The organism is Dyadobacter beijingensis DSM 21582, assembly GCF_000382205.1.
GTDB lineage: Bacteria > Bacteroidota > Bacteroidia > Cytophagales > Spirosomataceae > Dyadobacter > Dyadobacter beijingensis.
On record NZ_KB907789.1, the window covers coordinates 945,991 to 962,455 of the forward strand.

Annotated in this window: 11 protein-coding genes; 10 read left to right on the plus strand and 1 reads right to left on the minus strand. The window is 54.0% G+C overall.

Features of this window, described 5'->3' with window-relative positions; all coding sequences use genetic code 11:
• Positions 1 to 170: 170 nt before the first annotated feature.
• Both H144_RS0122605 and H144_RS0122610 read left to right on the plus strand, forming a co-directional pair.
• Positions 171 to 3,206, plus strand: coding sequence for a SusC/RagA family TonB-linked outer membrane protein (locus tag H144_RS0122605; protein WP_019944393.1), 3,036 nt, complete (start codon positions 171 to 173; stop codon positions 3,204 to 3,206).
• A 10-nt stretch (positions 3,207 to 3,216) separates the two neighbouring features.
• A complete protein-coding gene (locus H144_RS0122610) occupies positions 3,217 to 4,911 on the plus strand; it encodes a RagB/SusD family nutrient uptake outer membrane protein (protein WP_019944394.1) in 1,695 nt (564 codons plus the stop codon).
• An 80-nt stretch (positions 4,912 to 4,991) separates the two neighbouring features.
• Here H144_RS0122610 and H144_RS0122615 read toward each other — a convergent pair whose 3' ends face one another.
• Entirely contained in the window at positions 4,992 to 6,023 is a 1,032-nt protein-coding gene (locus H144_RS0122615) for a LacI family DNA-binding transcriptional regulator (protein WP_019944395.1), read from the minus strand.
• A gap of 126 nt (positions 6,024 to 6,149) precedes the next feature.
• Between H144_RS0122615 and iolB the strand changes: the two genes are divergently transcribed.
• The 8 genes from iolB (at position 6,150) to iolE (ending at position 16,237) form a co-directional block, all read left to right on the plus strand.
• Complete coding sequence (gene iolB / locus H144_RS0122620) at positions 6,150 to 7,013, plus strand: 5-deoxy-glucuronate isomerase (protein WP_019944396.1); 864 nt, start codon at positions 6,150 to 6,152, stop codon at positions 7,011 to 7,013.
• A 21-nt stretch (positions 7,014 to 7,034) separates the two neighbouring features.
• The gene (iolC, locus tag H144_RS0122625; protein ID WP_019944397.1) at positions 7,035 to 8,042 is read left to right on the plus strand and encodes a 5-dehydro-2-deoxygluconokinase; all 1,008 of its coding nucleotides are present in this window, start codon (positions 7,035 to 7,037) and stop codon (positions 8,040 to 8,042) included.
• A gap of 13 nt (positions 8,043 to 8,055) precedes the next feature.
• Complete coding sequence (locus H144_RS0122630; RefSeq protein WP_019944398.1) at positions 8,056 to 9,522, plus strand: CoA-acylating methylmalonate-semialdehyde dehydrogenase; 1,467 nt, start codon at positions 8,056 to 8,058, stop codon at positions 9,520 to 9,522.
• A 169-nt stretch (positions 9,523 to 9,691) separates the two neighbouring features.
• On the plus strand, positions 9,692 to 10,729 hold the full coding sequence (gene iolG / locus H144_RS0122635) for an inositol 2-dehydrogenase (RefSeq protein WP_019944399.1): 1,038 nt from the start codon (positions 9,692 to 9,694) through the stop codon (positions 10,727 to 10,729).
• Between the two features lie 144 nt (positions 10,730 to 10,873).
• Positions 10,874 to 12,484: a sodium:solute symporter family transporter gene (locus H144_RS0122640; RefSeq protein ID WP_019944400.1), complete on the plus strand. Its 1,611-nt coding sequence runs from the start codon at positions 10,874 to 10,876 to the stop codon at positions 12,482 to 12,484.
• Positions 12,485 to 12,489: 5 nt separating this feature from the next.
• Positions 12,490 to 13,431, plus strand: a complete 942-nt coding sequence (locus tag H144_RS0122645) for a class II fructose-bisphosphate aldolase (protein WP_019944401.1) — start codon at positions 12,490 to 12,492, stop codon at positions 13,429 to 13,431.
• Between the two features lie 38 nt (positions 13,432 to 13,469).
• A complete protein-coding gene (iolD, locus tag H144_RS0122650) occupies positions 13,470 to 15,335 on the plus strand; it encodes a 3D-(3,5/4)-trihydroxycyclohexane-1,2-dione acylhydrolase (decyclizing) (protein WP_026350917.1) in 1,866 nt (621 codons plus the stop codon).
• The gene (gene iolE, locus H144_RS0122655) at positions 15,335 to 16,237 is read left to right on the plus strand and encodes a myo-inosose-2 dehydratase (RefSeq protein WP_019944403.1); all 903 of its coding nucleotides are present in this window, start codon (positions 15,335 to 15,337) and stop codon (positions 16,235 to 16,237) included. The genes iolD and iolE overlap by 1 nt, the downstream gene beginning before the upstream one ends.
• The last annotated feature ends 228 nt before the right edge of the window (positions 16,238 to 16,465 follow it).

A 16,465-nucleotide genomic window follows, 5' to 3' on the forward strand; every position in this document is an offset into this window, starting at 1 on the left:
ATTTTAAAAATACAATTTGTAATCTTGTAACCCAGGACCCTAAATTTCCCTCATATGACTAAAAATCCATACACGTTCCCGTTTCTATTCACTGTAAAATCCAATAATCCACGACTATGAGAAAAACTTCGACTCTATCAGTCAGGACCGGAATAATCCGAAACTGCCTCATGCAGGTGACGGCCGTCTGCGGCCTCCACGCGGTAGCGGCGGCTGAAATACCGGTTCCCGAAGGCCAGCCCAAAAAGCATGTTGAAGCCAACATGTATATCATGCAGGAAATTACGCTCACCGGTAAAGTAACTGCCGACGGTTCTTCCGAAGGCCTTCCCGGCGTCACCGTCGTGATTTCCGATGCGAACGGAAACAACAAACAAGGCGCGACCACCAACGAATCGGGCGCTTTCACCTTTGCCAACCTGCAAACCGGCACCCGTTATAACCTCGAATTCAGCTACATAGGCTTTGAAAAGCAATCGTTGAAAGACTTTTTACTGACCGAATCCAATGCCAATTCCATTGAAATCAAACTGAAAGAATCTGCCTCCAATCTGAGCGAGGTGGTGGTGGTCGGTTACGGCAGCGCAACGAAAAAAGACATTACCGGCTCCATGAAGTCCCTGAAAAGCGCCGAGTTCAACCAGGGGATCATCAACTCGCCCGAACAGTTGCTGCAAGGCAAGGTGTCGGGTGTGAACATTACCTCGGCAACCGGCGAGCCGGGCGGCAAAACCAACATTACCGTGCGCGGTCCGGGCGGTGTGCGTACGGGCAGTACCCCATTGTTTGTCGTGGACGGTATGGCGCTCGACAACAGCGGCACAGGCGGCGACGCAAACCCGCTCAACTTCCTGAACCCACAGGATATCGAGTCGATCGACGTACTGAAAGATGCCTCCGCCACAGCCATTTACGGTGCCCGCGGCGCGAATGGTGTAATTCTCATCACGACGAAGAAAGGTAAATCGGGTGCAGCCACGGTAATCTATTCGGGAAGTCTGGGTATTTCCAATGTGGCCCGCCCGCTCGATGTACTTTCCGGTCCCGAGTTCCTTGCGGAAGCCTCGAAACTGGGTGCTACCGTCGTGGACGGCAAAGCAAACACCGACTGGCAGAAGGAGATCTTCCGCACCGCCACGACCCATAACCACAACATTTCGGTAGGCGGCGGAAGCGAAAAAATGACTTACTACGCGTCATTCGGAGCGCAGAAGCAGCAGGGTATCCTGAAAAACAGTCAGCAAAACCGCTACACGGGCCGCGTGAACCTGTCTCAAAAGCTGTTCGAGGACCGCGTGACGCTGGATATGAACCTGAATGCGACCAATGCCAAAAATCAACGTCCGAACATTCCGGGGGTGATCGGCAGCGCCATCACCATTAACCCTACTTACGCACCTTATGGCGCCGATGGACAACTGGTTCGTTACGAGGAATTTACCAACCCATTGTTCGCACTGCAGCAATACAAGGAGCTCCTGACGACCAACCGCGTACTGGCCAGCATTTCGCCTTCGGTAAAAATCATCGACGGCCTGGTGTACAAGCTGAACTTCGGCATCGATAACTCGACTGCCACGCAGGATAAACAAACCCTGCCGAGTACGATCCCGGCCGAACCGGGAAGACTGGAAAACTACGGTTTGCGCAACACGAACAAGCTGATCGAAAACTACCTGACCTACACGATGAATACCAAAATGCACAGCCTGACGGCATTGCTCGGTCATTCATATCAGCACATTTTCATTCAGAGCAGGAATTTCAGCATTAATAAATTCCCGATCTCGGACATCGAGCCGATCTATAACCCCGGTCTCGGCCAGGACCTCTCGCTGGTACTGAACCAGCCGGGCGGCTTTGCGACCGTGAACGAGCTGCAATCCTTCTTCGGCCGTGCGAGCTATGGCTTCAAAGACAGGTATCTGGTGACCGCCACCTTGCGTGTGGACGGTTCTTCCAAATTCGGTTCGAACAACAAGTATGGTTCGTTCCCTTCATTCTCATTGGGATGGCGCATTTCGGAAGAGCCGTTCATGAAATCGTTGCCCTTCTCCGAGCTGAAACTTCGCGCGGGCTGGGGATCGACGGGTAACCAGGAAATTCCATCGAAAATTACCCAGGCACGTTTTACATCGGTCGTTTCGGGAACGGCGAGCTATCCGCTTGACGGCGGCACGACGTATCCGGGCGGTACCACCTACACGCGTCTGGCGAACCCCGACATTCAGTGGGAGGTTTCCAAGCAGACCGACGTCGGTTTAGATTTCGGGTTGTTTAAAGGCGCATTGAGCGGTGAGATCGACTATTTCAGAAAAACTTCCGAAAAGATCCTGCTTGAAGTGATCCCTGCCGATCCTGTTCAGCCGGCCGGGACTTTCTGGACCAACGTACCGAATATGCAGATCATCAACCAGGGCCTCGAATTGGACCTGAACTACCGCAAGACCCTTGAAAACGGGCTGAGATATGGCTTGGGCGGTAATATCACCTTTATCAGCAACAAGGTGGAGAATTCGCCTTACACGGTGATCCCTTCGGGTTCGGCACAGGGCTCCGGCCTTACTTCGGCGACCATCAATGGCTACATCAACGGCGAAGCGATCGGTACATTCTATCTGAAAGAATTCATCGGATTTGACGAAAAAGGCCTCAGCAAATTCCGCGATGTGGACGGCAACGGCATTGTCAACGACGCCGACCGTATCGTAGCCGGTACCGCATTGCCTTCGCGTATGTACAATTTCAATGGTAATGTCAGCTTCAAAGGCTTCGACCTGACCGCCAACTTCAACGGCGTGGCCGGAAACAAGGTGTATGACAACACGGCGAACTCCAATTTTTACAAACTGAAATTATCGAAAGGTGTGAACGTAACCCGCGAAGCGCTCGCATCGCCGGAAGAATCGGTGAACAACTCGGCGGGTGTTTCGACGAGGTACCTCAAAAACGGCGCTTACCTGCGTCTGAACAACCTTGTGCTGGGCTATAACCTCAATACCGCGAAGCTCGGTATCAACAAATGGGTACAGACTGCCCGCATTTCGGTGACCGGCCAGAACCTCGCCTTGTGGACCAAATACAAGGGCTACGATCCGGAGGTGAACAACGACCGTTCGATTGCCGGTATCACTTCGTATGGTATCGACTACCTGAGCTATCCGAAAGCGAAAACCGTCATTTTCTCGATCAATCTTGGTTTTTAACTATTGACCCATGAAGAAGAAACTATCATCCATATTCGCGGTAGCCGGCCTGCTGATGCTCAGCAATGCCTGTACCGACCTGAAAGAACAAGTACTGGACGAAACGCTGACCACGAAGCTGTCCGACGAAGAAACCGTGAACGGCCTGCTTGCGCCTACCTACGCGCTGCTGCCTAACCTTTTCCAGCATACGACCTATTTTGCATTGCAGGAAATCTCCACCGACGAAGCGATCCTTCCCTACCGCGGTGGTACCGACTGGGGCGACAATGGTATTTACCTTGCCTTGCACGGGCATAATACTACCGCCACCGACCCGAACGTGAATAACACGTGGAACCAGCTGGTACAATCCATTTCGCGGTGCATCACGGCCATCGAAGGCTTAAAAACGGCGAAATCACCCAATGCGGCACTATTTACGGCCGAAGCACGCGGGATGCGCGCCTACTATAATATGGTGATGCTGGATTTGTTCGGTATTGTGTTCGTAAAAGAGGATGCGGGCACTACTTCCAAAATTATCCGCGGCGACGAGGCGGTGAAATACATCGAAAGCGAATTCCTCGCTGTGGAACCGGCATTGCAACCCAAATCGGTGGTAGGCCCCGGCCGCCTGAACCAGGCAGCCGTGTGGAGCCTGCTGTCACGCCTGTACCTGAATGCGGCAGTGTATCGCAACATCTACGGCACGACCTTCGATTTCAAAGCCGACGAAATGGACAAAGTGATCCAGTACGCCGACAAAGTGATCAACTCAGGCCAGGCGAAACTGTCCGCCGATTACTTTGCGATTTTTGGAAACAACAACCATACGAACGAAGAGATCATCTTCGCCGTAGACCAGCGCGCTGAACTGAACGGACACAACCGGATGGCTTACTTCTCGATCTCGGGCGACCAGTTCCCATTGGCGGAGTTCCCCGCGGCGAATGGTACCGACGGTCCGGGTATTACTTCGGACTTCTACCAGTCATGGGTGCAGGCTTACGGCGCGGTGGATCCGTCGCGTGACCCTCGTTTTTACCAGCAGAACCTTTCGATCTATACCAATGCGAAAGACACCTGCGTAGCAGACGCCGACTATAAGATCAACCGTGGTATCCTGAGAGGCCAGCAATACGGTGCATTGCGCGTGAATGGCGCATTCGTACGCTGCCCGGACGGTAAGCTGAAAGTGGGTAAACTGACCTACGTGACCCGTAACCGCTCCGACCTGGCCGTAAACTTCACCGAGCTGATCGACTTCACCACCGCCGGAAGCAACTACAACACCGGCTACCGCGTGGAAAAATACGAATTCAGCAGCAAATCGAATACGGGCCGTAACCGAGGCGAAGCGGACATTATCATCACCCGCCTGGCGGACGTATACCTGATGCGTGCAGAAGCGAAACTCCGTAAAAGCAACGATGCCGCGGGCGCTCTCGCCGACGTGAACCTCGTGCGTGCGTCCCGTACGAAAACATTGGCCCCGCCAGCACTGACCAGCATGAGCCTCGACCTGCTCTTCCGCGAGCGTGGTTTTGAATTCTACTGGGAAATGCTCCGCCGCCCGGACATGATCCGTTTCGGTAAATACGAAGGCAAATGGACAGAAAAAACCAACGCCGACGTAAAAAAACGCATCTTCCCGATCCCGCAGACCGCCATAGACGGCGCGTCGAACCTGCCTGGATATTTGAAGCAGAATGATGGCTATTGATAGCTGAGTAAATACAAAAACGCCGGTAGGGATGAGTTCCTGCCGGCGTTTTTGTATTTAAATGTCCTGATACACTGATATTAAATCCGAAGCGACGACTCCCTGATCACCAGTTCGGAAGGCAGTACGATGCTTTCCGGAGAAAAGTCGCCCGAGCCGTTCAACTGGTTGAGAAACAACCGCGAGGCTTCCATTCCGATCTTCCGGCCCGGCCGGTGAACGGTAGTGAGCGACGGGAAGGTGTAGGCGGAAATGGGCGAGTTGTCGAACCCGACCAGCCCGATGTCCTGCGGAATGCGGAGGCCCCGGTCCTTGGCGACGCGCATCGCGCCGATCGCTACCTGGTCGTTTACGCCGAAGATCGCGTCGGGTGGCGAGGCGAGTTCGAGCAGGCGCTTGGTAGGCAGGATGGCGCTTTCGACATTGAAGTTCGTATTGAGAATAAGCTCTTCCCGGATGGGCATGTTGTATTTTTTCAAACAATTGATATACCCCTTGAAACGCTGCTCGGACACCGTGAGCCCGTTAGGACCCTTCAAATGGGCAATTTGCTTGTAGCCGATCGATACCAGGTGTTCCACCGCCGCAAATGCGCCGTGGTAGTCGTCCACGGTGGCACGGCTCGTCTCGAAATCCTCATATTCCCGGTCGATGAAGATCAGCGGTGTCTTCCGCTGGATCACGTTTTCAAGGTGCTCGTAATAGCCCGCGTCGTAAGTCTCCTGCGAAACCGACAGGAAAATGCCTTCCGTACGGTTGGAAAGCAGTTTTGAGAGCGATTCCTTTTCGAGCAGGTAGCTTTCATTGGTCACGCAGATATTGAGCGTGTAACCCATCGGCTGCAACACCGTGTGCAGGCCTTCAATCACAGCCGTTTCATAATAATTACTGATCGTAGGCACGACCACACCCAGGGAAGCGGTCTTTTTATTAAGCAGGCTCAGCGACACTTCATTGCGCTGGTAGCCGACTTCCCGGGCATATTCCTGGATGTTTTTGCGGGTATCTTCATTAATGGCCGGGTGGTCATTCAGCGCGCGCGAAACCGTGGAAGGAGAGCACCGGAAACGGCGTGCAATATCTTTAATCGTAACAGGACGTGAGGAATTCATGGGTTGGATTATAGCAATTAAATCTTTGAAATTTTTTCAAACGTTTGCATTCAATATTAACATATTTACATTTTGTGTTTAATTTATACAACACTATCATTGTGCAAATGTAATGGAATTACCACAATGAGTAACCTACTGATCAAGCCCCGGACACACGACAAGACTTACCATTCCCTCACCGCCGAACAGGCTGGCTGGACTTACCTGAACTTTGAAGCTAAAATACTGGAACCCGGTGAACAAATCACGGGCGACACGGGCGAATATGAATATTGCTTCGCTTTGCTGGGCGGTAATTTCAAAATGGAAGCCGCCGGACAGGTCTGGGAAACGGGCAATGGCCGCAAGGATGTTTTCAGCGGCATCGGTCACGCAATGTACCTCTCCCGCCGCACACCCTTTGTGCTGACCGCGCAATCGCCGGGTACCGACATCGCCATATGCAAAGTCCTTTCCGACGAAGACCATCCGCCGCGCATGAAGCGCCCCGAGGAAGCGGCGATCGAATACCGCGGGGGCGATAATGCCAACCGCCAGATCAACAGCCTGCTCGAACCGGGCTTCGGGTGCCACAAGATCGTATGCGTGGAAGTGTACACGCCCTCGGGCAATTGGAGCTCTTTTCCCGCACACAAGCACGACGAGCGGAAGGTAGCGGAGGACGGTACTTTACTAGAAGCGAACCTGGAAGAAATCTATTTCTACAAAATCGACAAGCCGCAGGGTTACGCCATTCAGCAGGTCTATACCGACGACCGTTCACTGGATGAAATTGTGCGCGTGAAAAATAATGAGGCTGTACTCGTGCCCAAAGGCTACCACCCCGTGGTGGCAGGCCACGGCTACAATGTGTACTATCTCAATTTCCTCGCCGGCAGCGACCAGTCGCTCGCCAATACATCCGACCCCGACCACGACTGGATCTACGGCAGCTGGAAAGGCTCCGACCCGAGACTACCGATCGTCACCGCCGAAATGAACGGATAGACGTTTCAAATAACCATTAACATGCGCAAATACGATCTTCTTACCCTTGGCCGCTCGTCCATTGACCTCTACTCGGCCAACGTGGGCAGCCCTTTTGAAAAAATCGAGGCATTCAATGCTTTTGTGGGCGGTTGTCCGCTCAATATCGCTACCGGAAGCCGTCGCCTCGGCCTGGAAACGGCTATCCTGACCGGCATCGGCATCGATCAGGTCGGGAATTTCATCAAGCATTTTCTTGACCATGAAGGCATTGTTACCGAATGGGTCCCCACAATAGAAGGCACCCGCAGCTCGGCCGTAGTGCTGGGCATCGAGCCGCCCGACCGCTTCCCGCTCGTGTACTACCGCGAAAACTGCGCCGACATCAACCTGAACATCGACCACGTATCGGCCATTCCGTTCGGGGAGTTCAAAGCGGCGGCGTTTTCCGGCACGGCATTCAGCAAGGACCCCAGCCGGACGGCTATGTTCTACGCCCTCGAACTGGCGAAAAAAAATGGCGTAACCCGTCTGCTGGACATCGATTTCCGCGCCGACCAGTGGTTCGACCCGCGCGCATTCGGCGTAACGATCCGTGCGGCATTGGGCAGTTTCAATATTGTGGTAGGCACGGAGGAAGAGATTCTGGCCACGTTTTTGACGGACAAAGAGCAGCTTTTGATCAAACACCAGCAAATATCGGCACCCGAAATCCGGGGGAACATTGAAAACGCTATTCAGGAAATCCTCGCTTCGGGTGTGGAAACGCTCGTGGTGAAACGCGGGAAAGACGGTGCTTCCATATTTCAGCCGGGTAAGGAAGAGGTGAAAGTCCCTGGTTTTCCAGTGGAAGTTTTGAATGTGCTGGGCGCGGGAGACGCTTTTTGTGCGGGCTTCTCGTTCGGGCTGCTGCGCGGGTGGGATTTGTATCAAAGTGTAAGAATGGGCAATGCCTGCGGGGCGATCATCGTCACCCGCGAAGGCTGCGCGAATTTCATGCCTTCCTACGACGAGGTGCAGGAGTTCGTAAAAGGATACGGAGGATTATAAGTTTAACTACCAAATGGAAAAATTACAGAATTACATCAACGGCCGGTGGGTCGACAGTCATTCCAGCCATTATGTGGATGTGCTGAACCCCGCTAGCCAGGAAGTGCTGGCTCAGGTACCTTACGGCACGGCGCAGGACGTAGCTGATGCCGCTGCGGCCGCTCACGAAGGTTTTCAGGAATGGAGAAATACGCCCGTTTCCAAGCGCGTGCAATATTTGTTTAAACTCAAAACATTGCTCGAAGACAACGCCGACGACATAGCACGGACGATCGTCCTTGAATCCGGTAAGACATTCATCGAAGCCAAAGCCGAAATGGTGCGCGCCATCGAGAACGTGGAAAATGCCTGCGGTATGCCGACATTGATCCAGGGCGAATTTTCCGAGGACATCGCAAAAGGCATCGACGAATACATGATCCGCCAGCCCCTGGGCCCGTGCGCGTGCATTGCGCCGTTCAACTTCCCGGGCATGATCACGTTCTGGTTCCTCCCCTACGCCCTCGCCTGCGGGAACAGCTACATTATCAAACCATCGGAAAAAGTGCCGCTGACGATGACAAAGATTGTGGCATTGATGGAAAAGCTCGACCTCCCGAAAGGCGTGCTGAACCTCGTGCAGGGCGCCCGCGAGACGGTGGATGCCATTCTGGAACACCCGGTCATCAAAGGCATCAGCTTTGTGGGCTCTTCCAATGTGGCTCGTTATGTGTATGCCAAAGGTTCGGCCAACGGCAAGCGCGTGCAGGCACAGGGGGGCGCCAAAAACCCGGTCATCGTGCTGCCTGACGCGGATATCGAAATGACTTCCCAGATCGTGATCGACAGCGTGTACGGCTGCGCCGGCCAGCGTTGCCTCGCCGCCTCGACGATCATCACCGTAGGCGAGCACAAAGACATTACCGAAAGCCTCGTGGAATCGGCGCGGAACCGCAAGACCGGATTCGGCCTGGATGCGGACGTGCTGATGGGGCCTGTTATCACACAGGAAAGCAAAACCCGCGTTAACACTTTGATTGACAAAGGCTTGAATGAAGGAGGCAGACTACTCGTAGACGGGCGGAATGCCAGGGTGAGCGGCTATGAAAACGGGAACTTCATTGCCCCTACCATCATCGAAGACATTCCGCTGGATGGCGAACTGGCTTCGACGGAGATTTTCGGTCCGGTACTAAGCCTGGTGCACATCAATACCATCGACGAGGCTATCCGCTTTATTAATTCAGGCAAATACGGCAACATGGCCTGCATTTTCACAAGCAGCGGCCTGAATGCGCGTCGTTTCCGTCACGAAGCGGAGGCCGGGAATATCGGTATCAATATCGGCGTAGCGGCTCCGGTGGCGCAATTTCCGTTCTCCGGCTGGAAGGACAGCTTCTACGGCGACCTTCACGGCCAGGGCAAGCATGCGGTTGAGTTCTTTACTCAAACCAAAGTTGTCATCGAACGCTGGCTGAAAGAATGGAACAGGAAATTTTAGGGCCCGCGGCCCTGACCGCCGACTATGGATCGTCGATTAAGAAAATTTCAAAACAATTCGCATAACAATCTTTCCCGTCGATTGAAGTCGACGGCTAGAAACAAATCACTCTAATCTCTTGACCGCCGACTTCGGTCGACGGGTCCAACTCGCTCGCAAGACAAGAAAGATGACTAAAAAACTTAAAACCGGTGTGATCGGACTGGGCCGGATTGGCCAGATCCACCTTAGCAATCTGGTGCACCACATGCCCGACGCGGAAGTGATCATTGCTTCCGACCTGTCGCCTGCGGCCCATGAATTCGCGCGTAACCTGGGCGTTCCCGAAGTGGTTACCGACGCCTACGACGTGATCAACCACCCTGATGTAGAAGCGGTGATCATTTGCTCGCCTACCCCATTCCACGTGCCGTACACCGTAGCTGCGGCCGAGAAGGGGAAACATGTTTTTTGCGAAAAACCCCTCGATGTTACGCTGGAAGCGATCCAGGCAGCGGAAAAGGCGGTTTCGGACAACAATGTGAAGCTTATGCTCGGCTTTAACCGCCGATTCGATGCGAACTTCAGCAATGTGCGCCATCTCGTGGCAGACAACAAGATCGGCGAGCCGCACATTCTCCGCATTACCAGCCGCGACCCGGCACCGCCGCCCGTGGAATATCTCAAAGTATCGGGCGGTATTTTCCTCGATATGTCGATCCACGACTTTGATATGGCGCGCTACATTGTCGGAAGCGAGGTGAAAGAGGTATTTGTGAAAGGCGATGCGCTCATTCACCCGGAGATCAGGGAATTCGGCGATATCGATACGGCTGTGATCGTTTTGACTTTCGAAAATGGCGCGATCGGTGTGATCGACAATAGCCGCAAGGCCGTATACGGTTACGACCAGCGACTGGAAATTTTCGGGTCGAAAGGCATGGCGAAGGCCGAAAACAATACGACCGATACGCTCATCCATTTCGACAGCAACGGCGGCCACAGCTCGCTCCCGCTGCATTTCTTCCTCGAACGGTACGAGACGGCCTACCGCGTTTGCCTTAAAACGTTTATCGACTGCGTGCTGAAAGACACCCCTTCCCCGGTAGACGCGCACGACGGGCTGATGGCGACGGCGATCGGTATTGCAGCGATGAAATCGCTCACGGAAGGCCGCAGCGTTAAACTCGACGAGGTGCTGCAAGAAGCAACAGCGATCCAGGAATAGTCAGGAATGGTTAGATATTGTCATTTGTAGTCAGGAATGGTCAGGTGTAGTGGAAAATGAATAAGTTTGGATTTGCAACACCTGGCCACCTGTAACCATTACCACCGCCACCATACCTTTTAATCAACTAACCCTTTCATAAGAATGTCCGCAACCGGTCTGCAATCGCTGGATTATGTAGTATTTTTCATCTATCTGATAGGCGTTTCCGCTTACGGTTATTGGATTTACAAAAAGAAGAGTTCGAAAGAGGTTAGTTCCACCGACTACTTCCTCGCGGAAGGTTCGCTGACATTCTGGGCGATCGGTGCTTCGATCATCGCCTCGAACATTTCGGCCGAGCACTTCATCGGGATGTCGGGGTCGGGGTTTGCCATCGGGTTGGCCATTTCTTCCTACGAATGGATGGCCGCAGCTTCGCTGATCGTCGTGGCGTTGTTTATCCTGCCGGTGTATCTCAAAAACAAGATTTACACTATGCCGCAGTTCTTGCGGGAAAGGTATAATCCTACCGTTGCGACGATTATGGCTGTTTTCTGGCTGCTATTATATGTATTTGTCAACCTTACGTCCATCCTGTACCTCGGCGCGCTTGCGCTCGAAGTAACAGCTGGACTGGACTTCAATTACGGCATTATCGGTTTGGGGCTTTTCGCGGTCGTCATTACGATCGGCGGCATGAAAGTGATCGGGTACACGGACGTGGTGCAGGTTATCGTGCTCGTTCTGGGTGGTTTGGCCACTACTTATCTTGCATTGGACCTCGTATCGCAACATTTCAACAGGCCCGGCATTTTCAATGCACTCGGATTGCTTAAGGAACAGGCCGATTCCCATTTCCATATGATCCTTCCAAAAGATAATCCTTTCTATAAGGACCTTCCGGGCTTATCGGTGATCATCGGTGCGATGTGGATCAATAACCTCGCCTATTTCGGCTGTAACCAGTACATCATCCAGCGCAGCCTTGGGGCCAGCCTGCCAACGGCGCGTAAAGGCATTCTGTTCGCTGCATTGCTCAAACTGCTCATCCCGATCATCGTGGTAATTCCCGGCATTGCGGCATTTGTGTTATACCAAAACGGCATGTTCCAGCAGGAAATGCTCGACGGCTCAGTCGTAAAACCCGACCACGCCTACCCGGTCCTTCTGAACCTGCTCCCGGCGGGCCTCAAAGGAATGGCATTCGCCGCGCTGACCGCCGCCATAGTAGCGTCGCTGGCCGGTAAAGCCAACAGTATTTCGACGATTTTTACACTCGATATTTACAAACAATACATTGCCCCGCACGCCTCCGAACGCCAGCTCGTGCGCGTGGGCCGCTACACGATCTACGTCGCGATGGGCATTGGTATCCTCATCGCGCCGCAGCTTCGCGTGCTCGATCAGGCTTACCAGTTCATCCAGGAGTACAGCAGCTTCATCACACCGGGCGTATTCGCCATTTTTATTCTCGGTATGTTCTGGAGACGGACTACTTCGGCCGCCGCATTGACCGCCGCGTTGCTGACGATCCCTTTGTCGACAGCGGGCAAGTTTATGTACCCCGAAATCCCGTTCCTCGACCGCATGGGCTACATCTTCGTGATCCTCTGCGTGGTGATCGCGGCCATTTCCCTCGCTGATCCCAAGAGCAGGAACAACCCGAAGGCGCTCGACATCGAAGCTTCGATGTTCCAGCCCGGTAAGAGCTTTGCGATCGGCTCGGTACTGATTTGCGGCGTACTGGCGGCATTGTATACGATTTTCTGGTAAAACCTATGTTACTGACAACGCGTCAACTCTTTGAAAAATGCTACGGCCGGTATGCGATCCCGGCGGTGAATGTGTTCTTCATGGAAGAAATCCACGGCCTTTTCGCGGCGGCACAGGAAGCAAATGCACCCTTTATCGTGCAGACGACGCCCTTCGCCCGCGATTATGCGCATGCGGACATGCTCCTGTCCATGATCGCCGCAGCCGCACGCATTTACCCGCAAGTGACGTACGCGATCCACATGGACCACGGTTACGAAGCGCATATTTTCGACGCCATTGAAAAAGGCGGCTACACGTCGGTGATGATCGACGCTTCGCACGATGATTTTGACAAAAACGTGGCCCGCACCAAAGCCGTCGTAGCCGCTGCCCATGCGAAAGGCATCAGCGTGGAAGCGGAGCTTGGCGTACTTGCCGGCGTGGAAGACGACCTCACGGTGGATGCCGAGCATTCATTTTATACCAATCCCCAGCAGGTAGTCGATTTTGTACATGCGACGGACTGCGACAGCCTGGCCATCGCGGTGGGTACGAGCCACGGTGCTTACAAGTTTTCGGGCGGTCAGGGGTTGCAATTCCATATCCTGGAAGAAATCCAGCGACGGCTGCCCGGCTTTCCGCTGGTACTGCACGGCGGCTCCAATGTCGTTCCCGAAGTGATCGAACGCATCAACGCAGCAGGCGGGCAACTGAAAACCGATGCCAAAGGTGTGCAGGAAGAAGAAGTGCGCAAGGCTATTCCGCTGGGAATCTGCAAGATCAACATCGCGACCGATACCCGATTGCTTTGGACAATGGTGAACCGCGAGTTTTTCCGCGACCGTCCCGAGGAATTTGCCCCTACCACGCCCGGGAAGATTTTCATGGAGGAATACAAACAATTTATGCTGAAAAAATTCGACCTGTTCGGTTGTACCGGCAAGGCGGGCGATTTCAGCGCATGAAGGAACTGGTTCTGTTCGAACGGTAAACAATCCAAGACATGACAAGACGACTCACGGTGGCGCAGGCTACCATTATGTTTCTAAAAAATCAATACATCGAGCGCGACGGCGTGGAAAAACCGTATTTCGGCGGCTGCTTCGGCATTTTCGGGCACGGTAATGTGGCCGGGCTCGGTCAGGCGTTGCAGGAAAATCCCGACTTCCGCTACTACCAATGCCGCAACGAGCAGTCGATGGTGCATACGGCGGTGGCTTACGCGAAGGTTAAAAACCGGCTGGGTGCATTCGTCTGCACGACTTCCATCGGTCCGGGCGCCACGAATATGATCACCGGCGCCGCATTGGCGACGATCAACCGGCTGCCCGTGCTTCTGCTCCCCGGCGACATTTTCGCTACCCGTGAACCGAACCCCGTATTGCAGCAGCTGGAAAGCGCCGGAACGCAGGATATTTCGGTCAATGACTGTTTCAAACCGGTTTCCAAATACTGGGACCGCATTAACCGGCCTGAGCAACTCATTTACTCCCTGCCGGAAGTGATGCGCGTGCTTACTTCCCAGGCCGAAATGGGCGCCGTGACCTTATCGATGCCCCAGGATGTGCAGACGCACGCCTACGATTTTCCGGAATCACTGTTCCAAAAACGCGTGTGGCACGTCGGTCGACCGCGCCCCGACCTGGTGACGCTCCAACAAGCAGCGGAATGGATCAGATCCGCCAAAAAGCCGGTAATCGTAGCCGGCGGCGGAGCCATTTACAGTGGTGCCACGGAGGTTTTGCATGATTTTGCTTCCAAAACGGGCATACCCGTCGGCGAAACATTCGCCGGAAAAGGGGCTGTACGTTACGACGCGCCGTATTGCGTCGGCGGGCTGGGCGCTACCGGTACCAAATACGCCATCGACGTAGCCAACCAGGCCGACCTCGTGATCGGTATCGGCACGCGTTACAGCGATTTTACGACGGCTTCCAAATCGATCTTCAAAAATCCGGATGTCCGTTTCATCAATATCAACATCAGCGAGTTCGACGCATTCAAACACGCCGCATTGCCGGTGATCGGCGACGCGAAGGCCGTACTGGAAGAGCTGGGCACCTTGCTGGGCAGCCACGAAGTAGCCGCAGATTACCGGCAGCACATTGCGCAGATCAACAAAGCGTGGGACGACGAGGTGACGCAGATCTATGCCGAAGGCAATGGTACCGTTCCGCCTATCGACCAGGCTGTCGTGATCGGTACGTTGAACAGCTTCATGGACGACCGCGATGTGATGATCAACGCATCCGGCAGTGCGCCGGGCGACCTGCACAAGCTCTGGCGCGCCACCGACCCGAAGAACTTTCACCTCGAATACGGCTTTTCCTGCATGGGCTACGAAATCGCGGCCGGCCTGGGCGCGAAAATGGCCGATCCAACCCGCGAAGTGTACGTAATCTGCGGCGATGGCGGCTATTTGATGAACAACCACGAGATCGTTACGGCCATTCAGGAGGGCGTTCGTTTCACGATCCTGCTTTTGAACAACAACGGCTACGCGAGCATCGGCGGACTTTCGGAAAGCATTGGCAGCGAGCGCTTTGGTACGATGTACAAATATCGGGAGGATAATACGGGCCAGCTGTCGGGGAGTTTTCTGCCGGTAGATTTGGCTAAAAACGCGGAGAGCCTTGGCGCCAACGTCATCCGCGCAACCGACCGGCAATCATTGGAAGATGCATTGGCACAATCCAAAACCGCCGACCGCACGACCGTCATCTACATCGAAACCAGCCTTTACCGCACCGTGAAGGGCTACCACGCCTGGTGGGAAGTGCCGGTAGCCGAGGTATCCACCTCCGCGACCGTGCAAAAGGCATTTGAGACTTACAAAGAAAACAAGAAAACACAACGGATATTCCTGTAATGAATTTCGACAACATCAAACTCGGCGTAGCGCCCATTAACTGGACCAACGACGATATGCCGGAGCTCGGCGGCGAAAATACTTTCGAGCAATGCGTGAGTGAAATGGCGCTGGCCGGATTTACCGGCTGCGAGGTCGGCAACAAATTTCCGCGCGATACCAACGTGCTGAAAAAGGCGCTGGAATTGCGCGGCTTGCAGATTTGCAACCAGTGGAACAGCTACGAACTCACGACCAAATCTTTCGCCGAAAACCGCGAAAATTTCACCAAACTGCTCGATTTCCTGGAAACAATGGGCGCGAAGGTGATCGGTGGGGGTGAAACCGGTAATAGCTGCCAGGGGCAAATGAATGTTCCCGTCTTCGAAGGCAAAGGAATGCTGAACACCCGTGAAGAATGGGACAGCTTCACATACGGCCTCGACGAGCTGGGAAAGATTGCCCGCGACCGGGGGATGAAACTGGCATTCCATCATCATATGGGCACCTGCATTCAGTCGATAGCGGAAACGGACCGTCTCCTGAACGAAACCAACCCCGACTACGTGTTCCTCAACTACGATTGCGGCCATTTCCATTTCGCAGGCGAAGATCCGGTAGCGGCGTTGCAGAAATACATCGGCCGCACAGCGCATATCCATTTAAAGGACGTTCGCCCGAATGTGCTCCAACGCGTACACGACGAACGCCTGAGCTTCCTAACCGCCGTCAAAAACGGCGTTTTCACCGTCCCCGGCGACCCGGAAGGCTGCATCGACTTCCCGTCCCTTTTCTCGATCATCAAGGAAAGCGACTACGCCGGCTGGATCGTCCTCGAAGCCGAACAAGACCCGGCAAAGGCCAACCCACTGGAATACGCCATCATCGCCAGGAATTTTTTCCGGGGGTTGACAGGCATTTAATCCATTCGCATCACCGGCAACCGCGTGAGGATAGCATCAACGGGGCCCAGCGGACCCACCTGTTTCTAACATCATAACAAGCACCCATCGTAATGGCTCCGGCGGAGCTTCCTGAACAGACCAGTCAGGAGGCTCCGCCGGAGCCGTTTTATATGCTTATGATCGGTTTCTACAAACAGGATGCCCCTGCCGGGGCGCCCCGAAATCCACGCATCAAAATTTCACTTC

Coding starts and splice junctions, on each gene's coding strand:
- iolE (WP_019944403.1), top strand. CDS start 15,335: ATGAATTTCGACAACATCAAACTCGGCGTAGCGCCCATTAACTGGACC.
- H144_RS0122610 (WP_019944394.1), top strand. CDS start 3,217: ATGAAGAAGAAACTATCATCCATATTCGCGGTAGCCGGCCTGCTGATG.
- iolD (WP_026350917.1), top strand. CDS start 13,470: ATGACAAGACGACTCACGGTGGCGCAGGCTACCATTATGTTTCTAAAA.
- iolC (WP_019944397.1), top strand. CDS start 7,035: ATGCGCAAATACGATCTTCTTACCCTTGGCCGCTCGTCCATTGACCTC.
- iolB (WP_019944396.1), top strand. CDS start 6,150: ATGAGTAACCTACTGATCAAGCCCCGGACACACGACAAGACTTACCAT.
- H144_RS0122615 (WP_019944395.1), bottom strand. CDS start 6,023: ATGAATTCCTCACGTCCTGTTACGATTAAAGATATTGCACGCCGTTTC.
- H144_RS0122640 (WP_019944400.1), top strand. CDS start 10,874: ATGTCCGCAACCGGTCTGCAATCGCTGGATTATGTAGTATTTTTCATC.
- H144_RS0122605 (WP_019944393.1), top strand. CDS start 171: ATGCAGGTGACGGCCGTCTGCGGCCTCCACGCGGTAGCGGCGGCTGAA.
- H144_RS0122630 (WP_019944398.1), top strand. CDS start 8,056: ATGGAAAAATTACAGAATTACATCAACGGCCGGTGGGTCGACAGTCAT.
- H144_RS0122645 (WP_019944401.1), top strand. CDS start 12,490: ATGTTACTGACAACGCGTCAACTCTTTGAAAAATGCTACGGCCGGTAT.
- iolG (WP_019944399.1), top strand. CDS start 9,692: ATGACTAAAAAACTTAAAACCGGTGTGATCGGACTGGGCCGGATTGGC.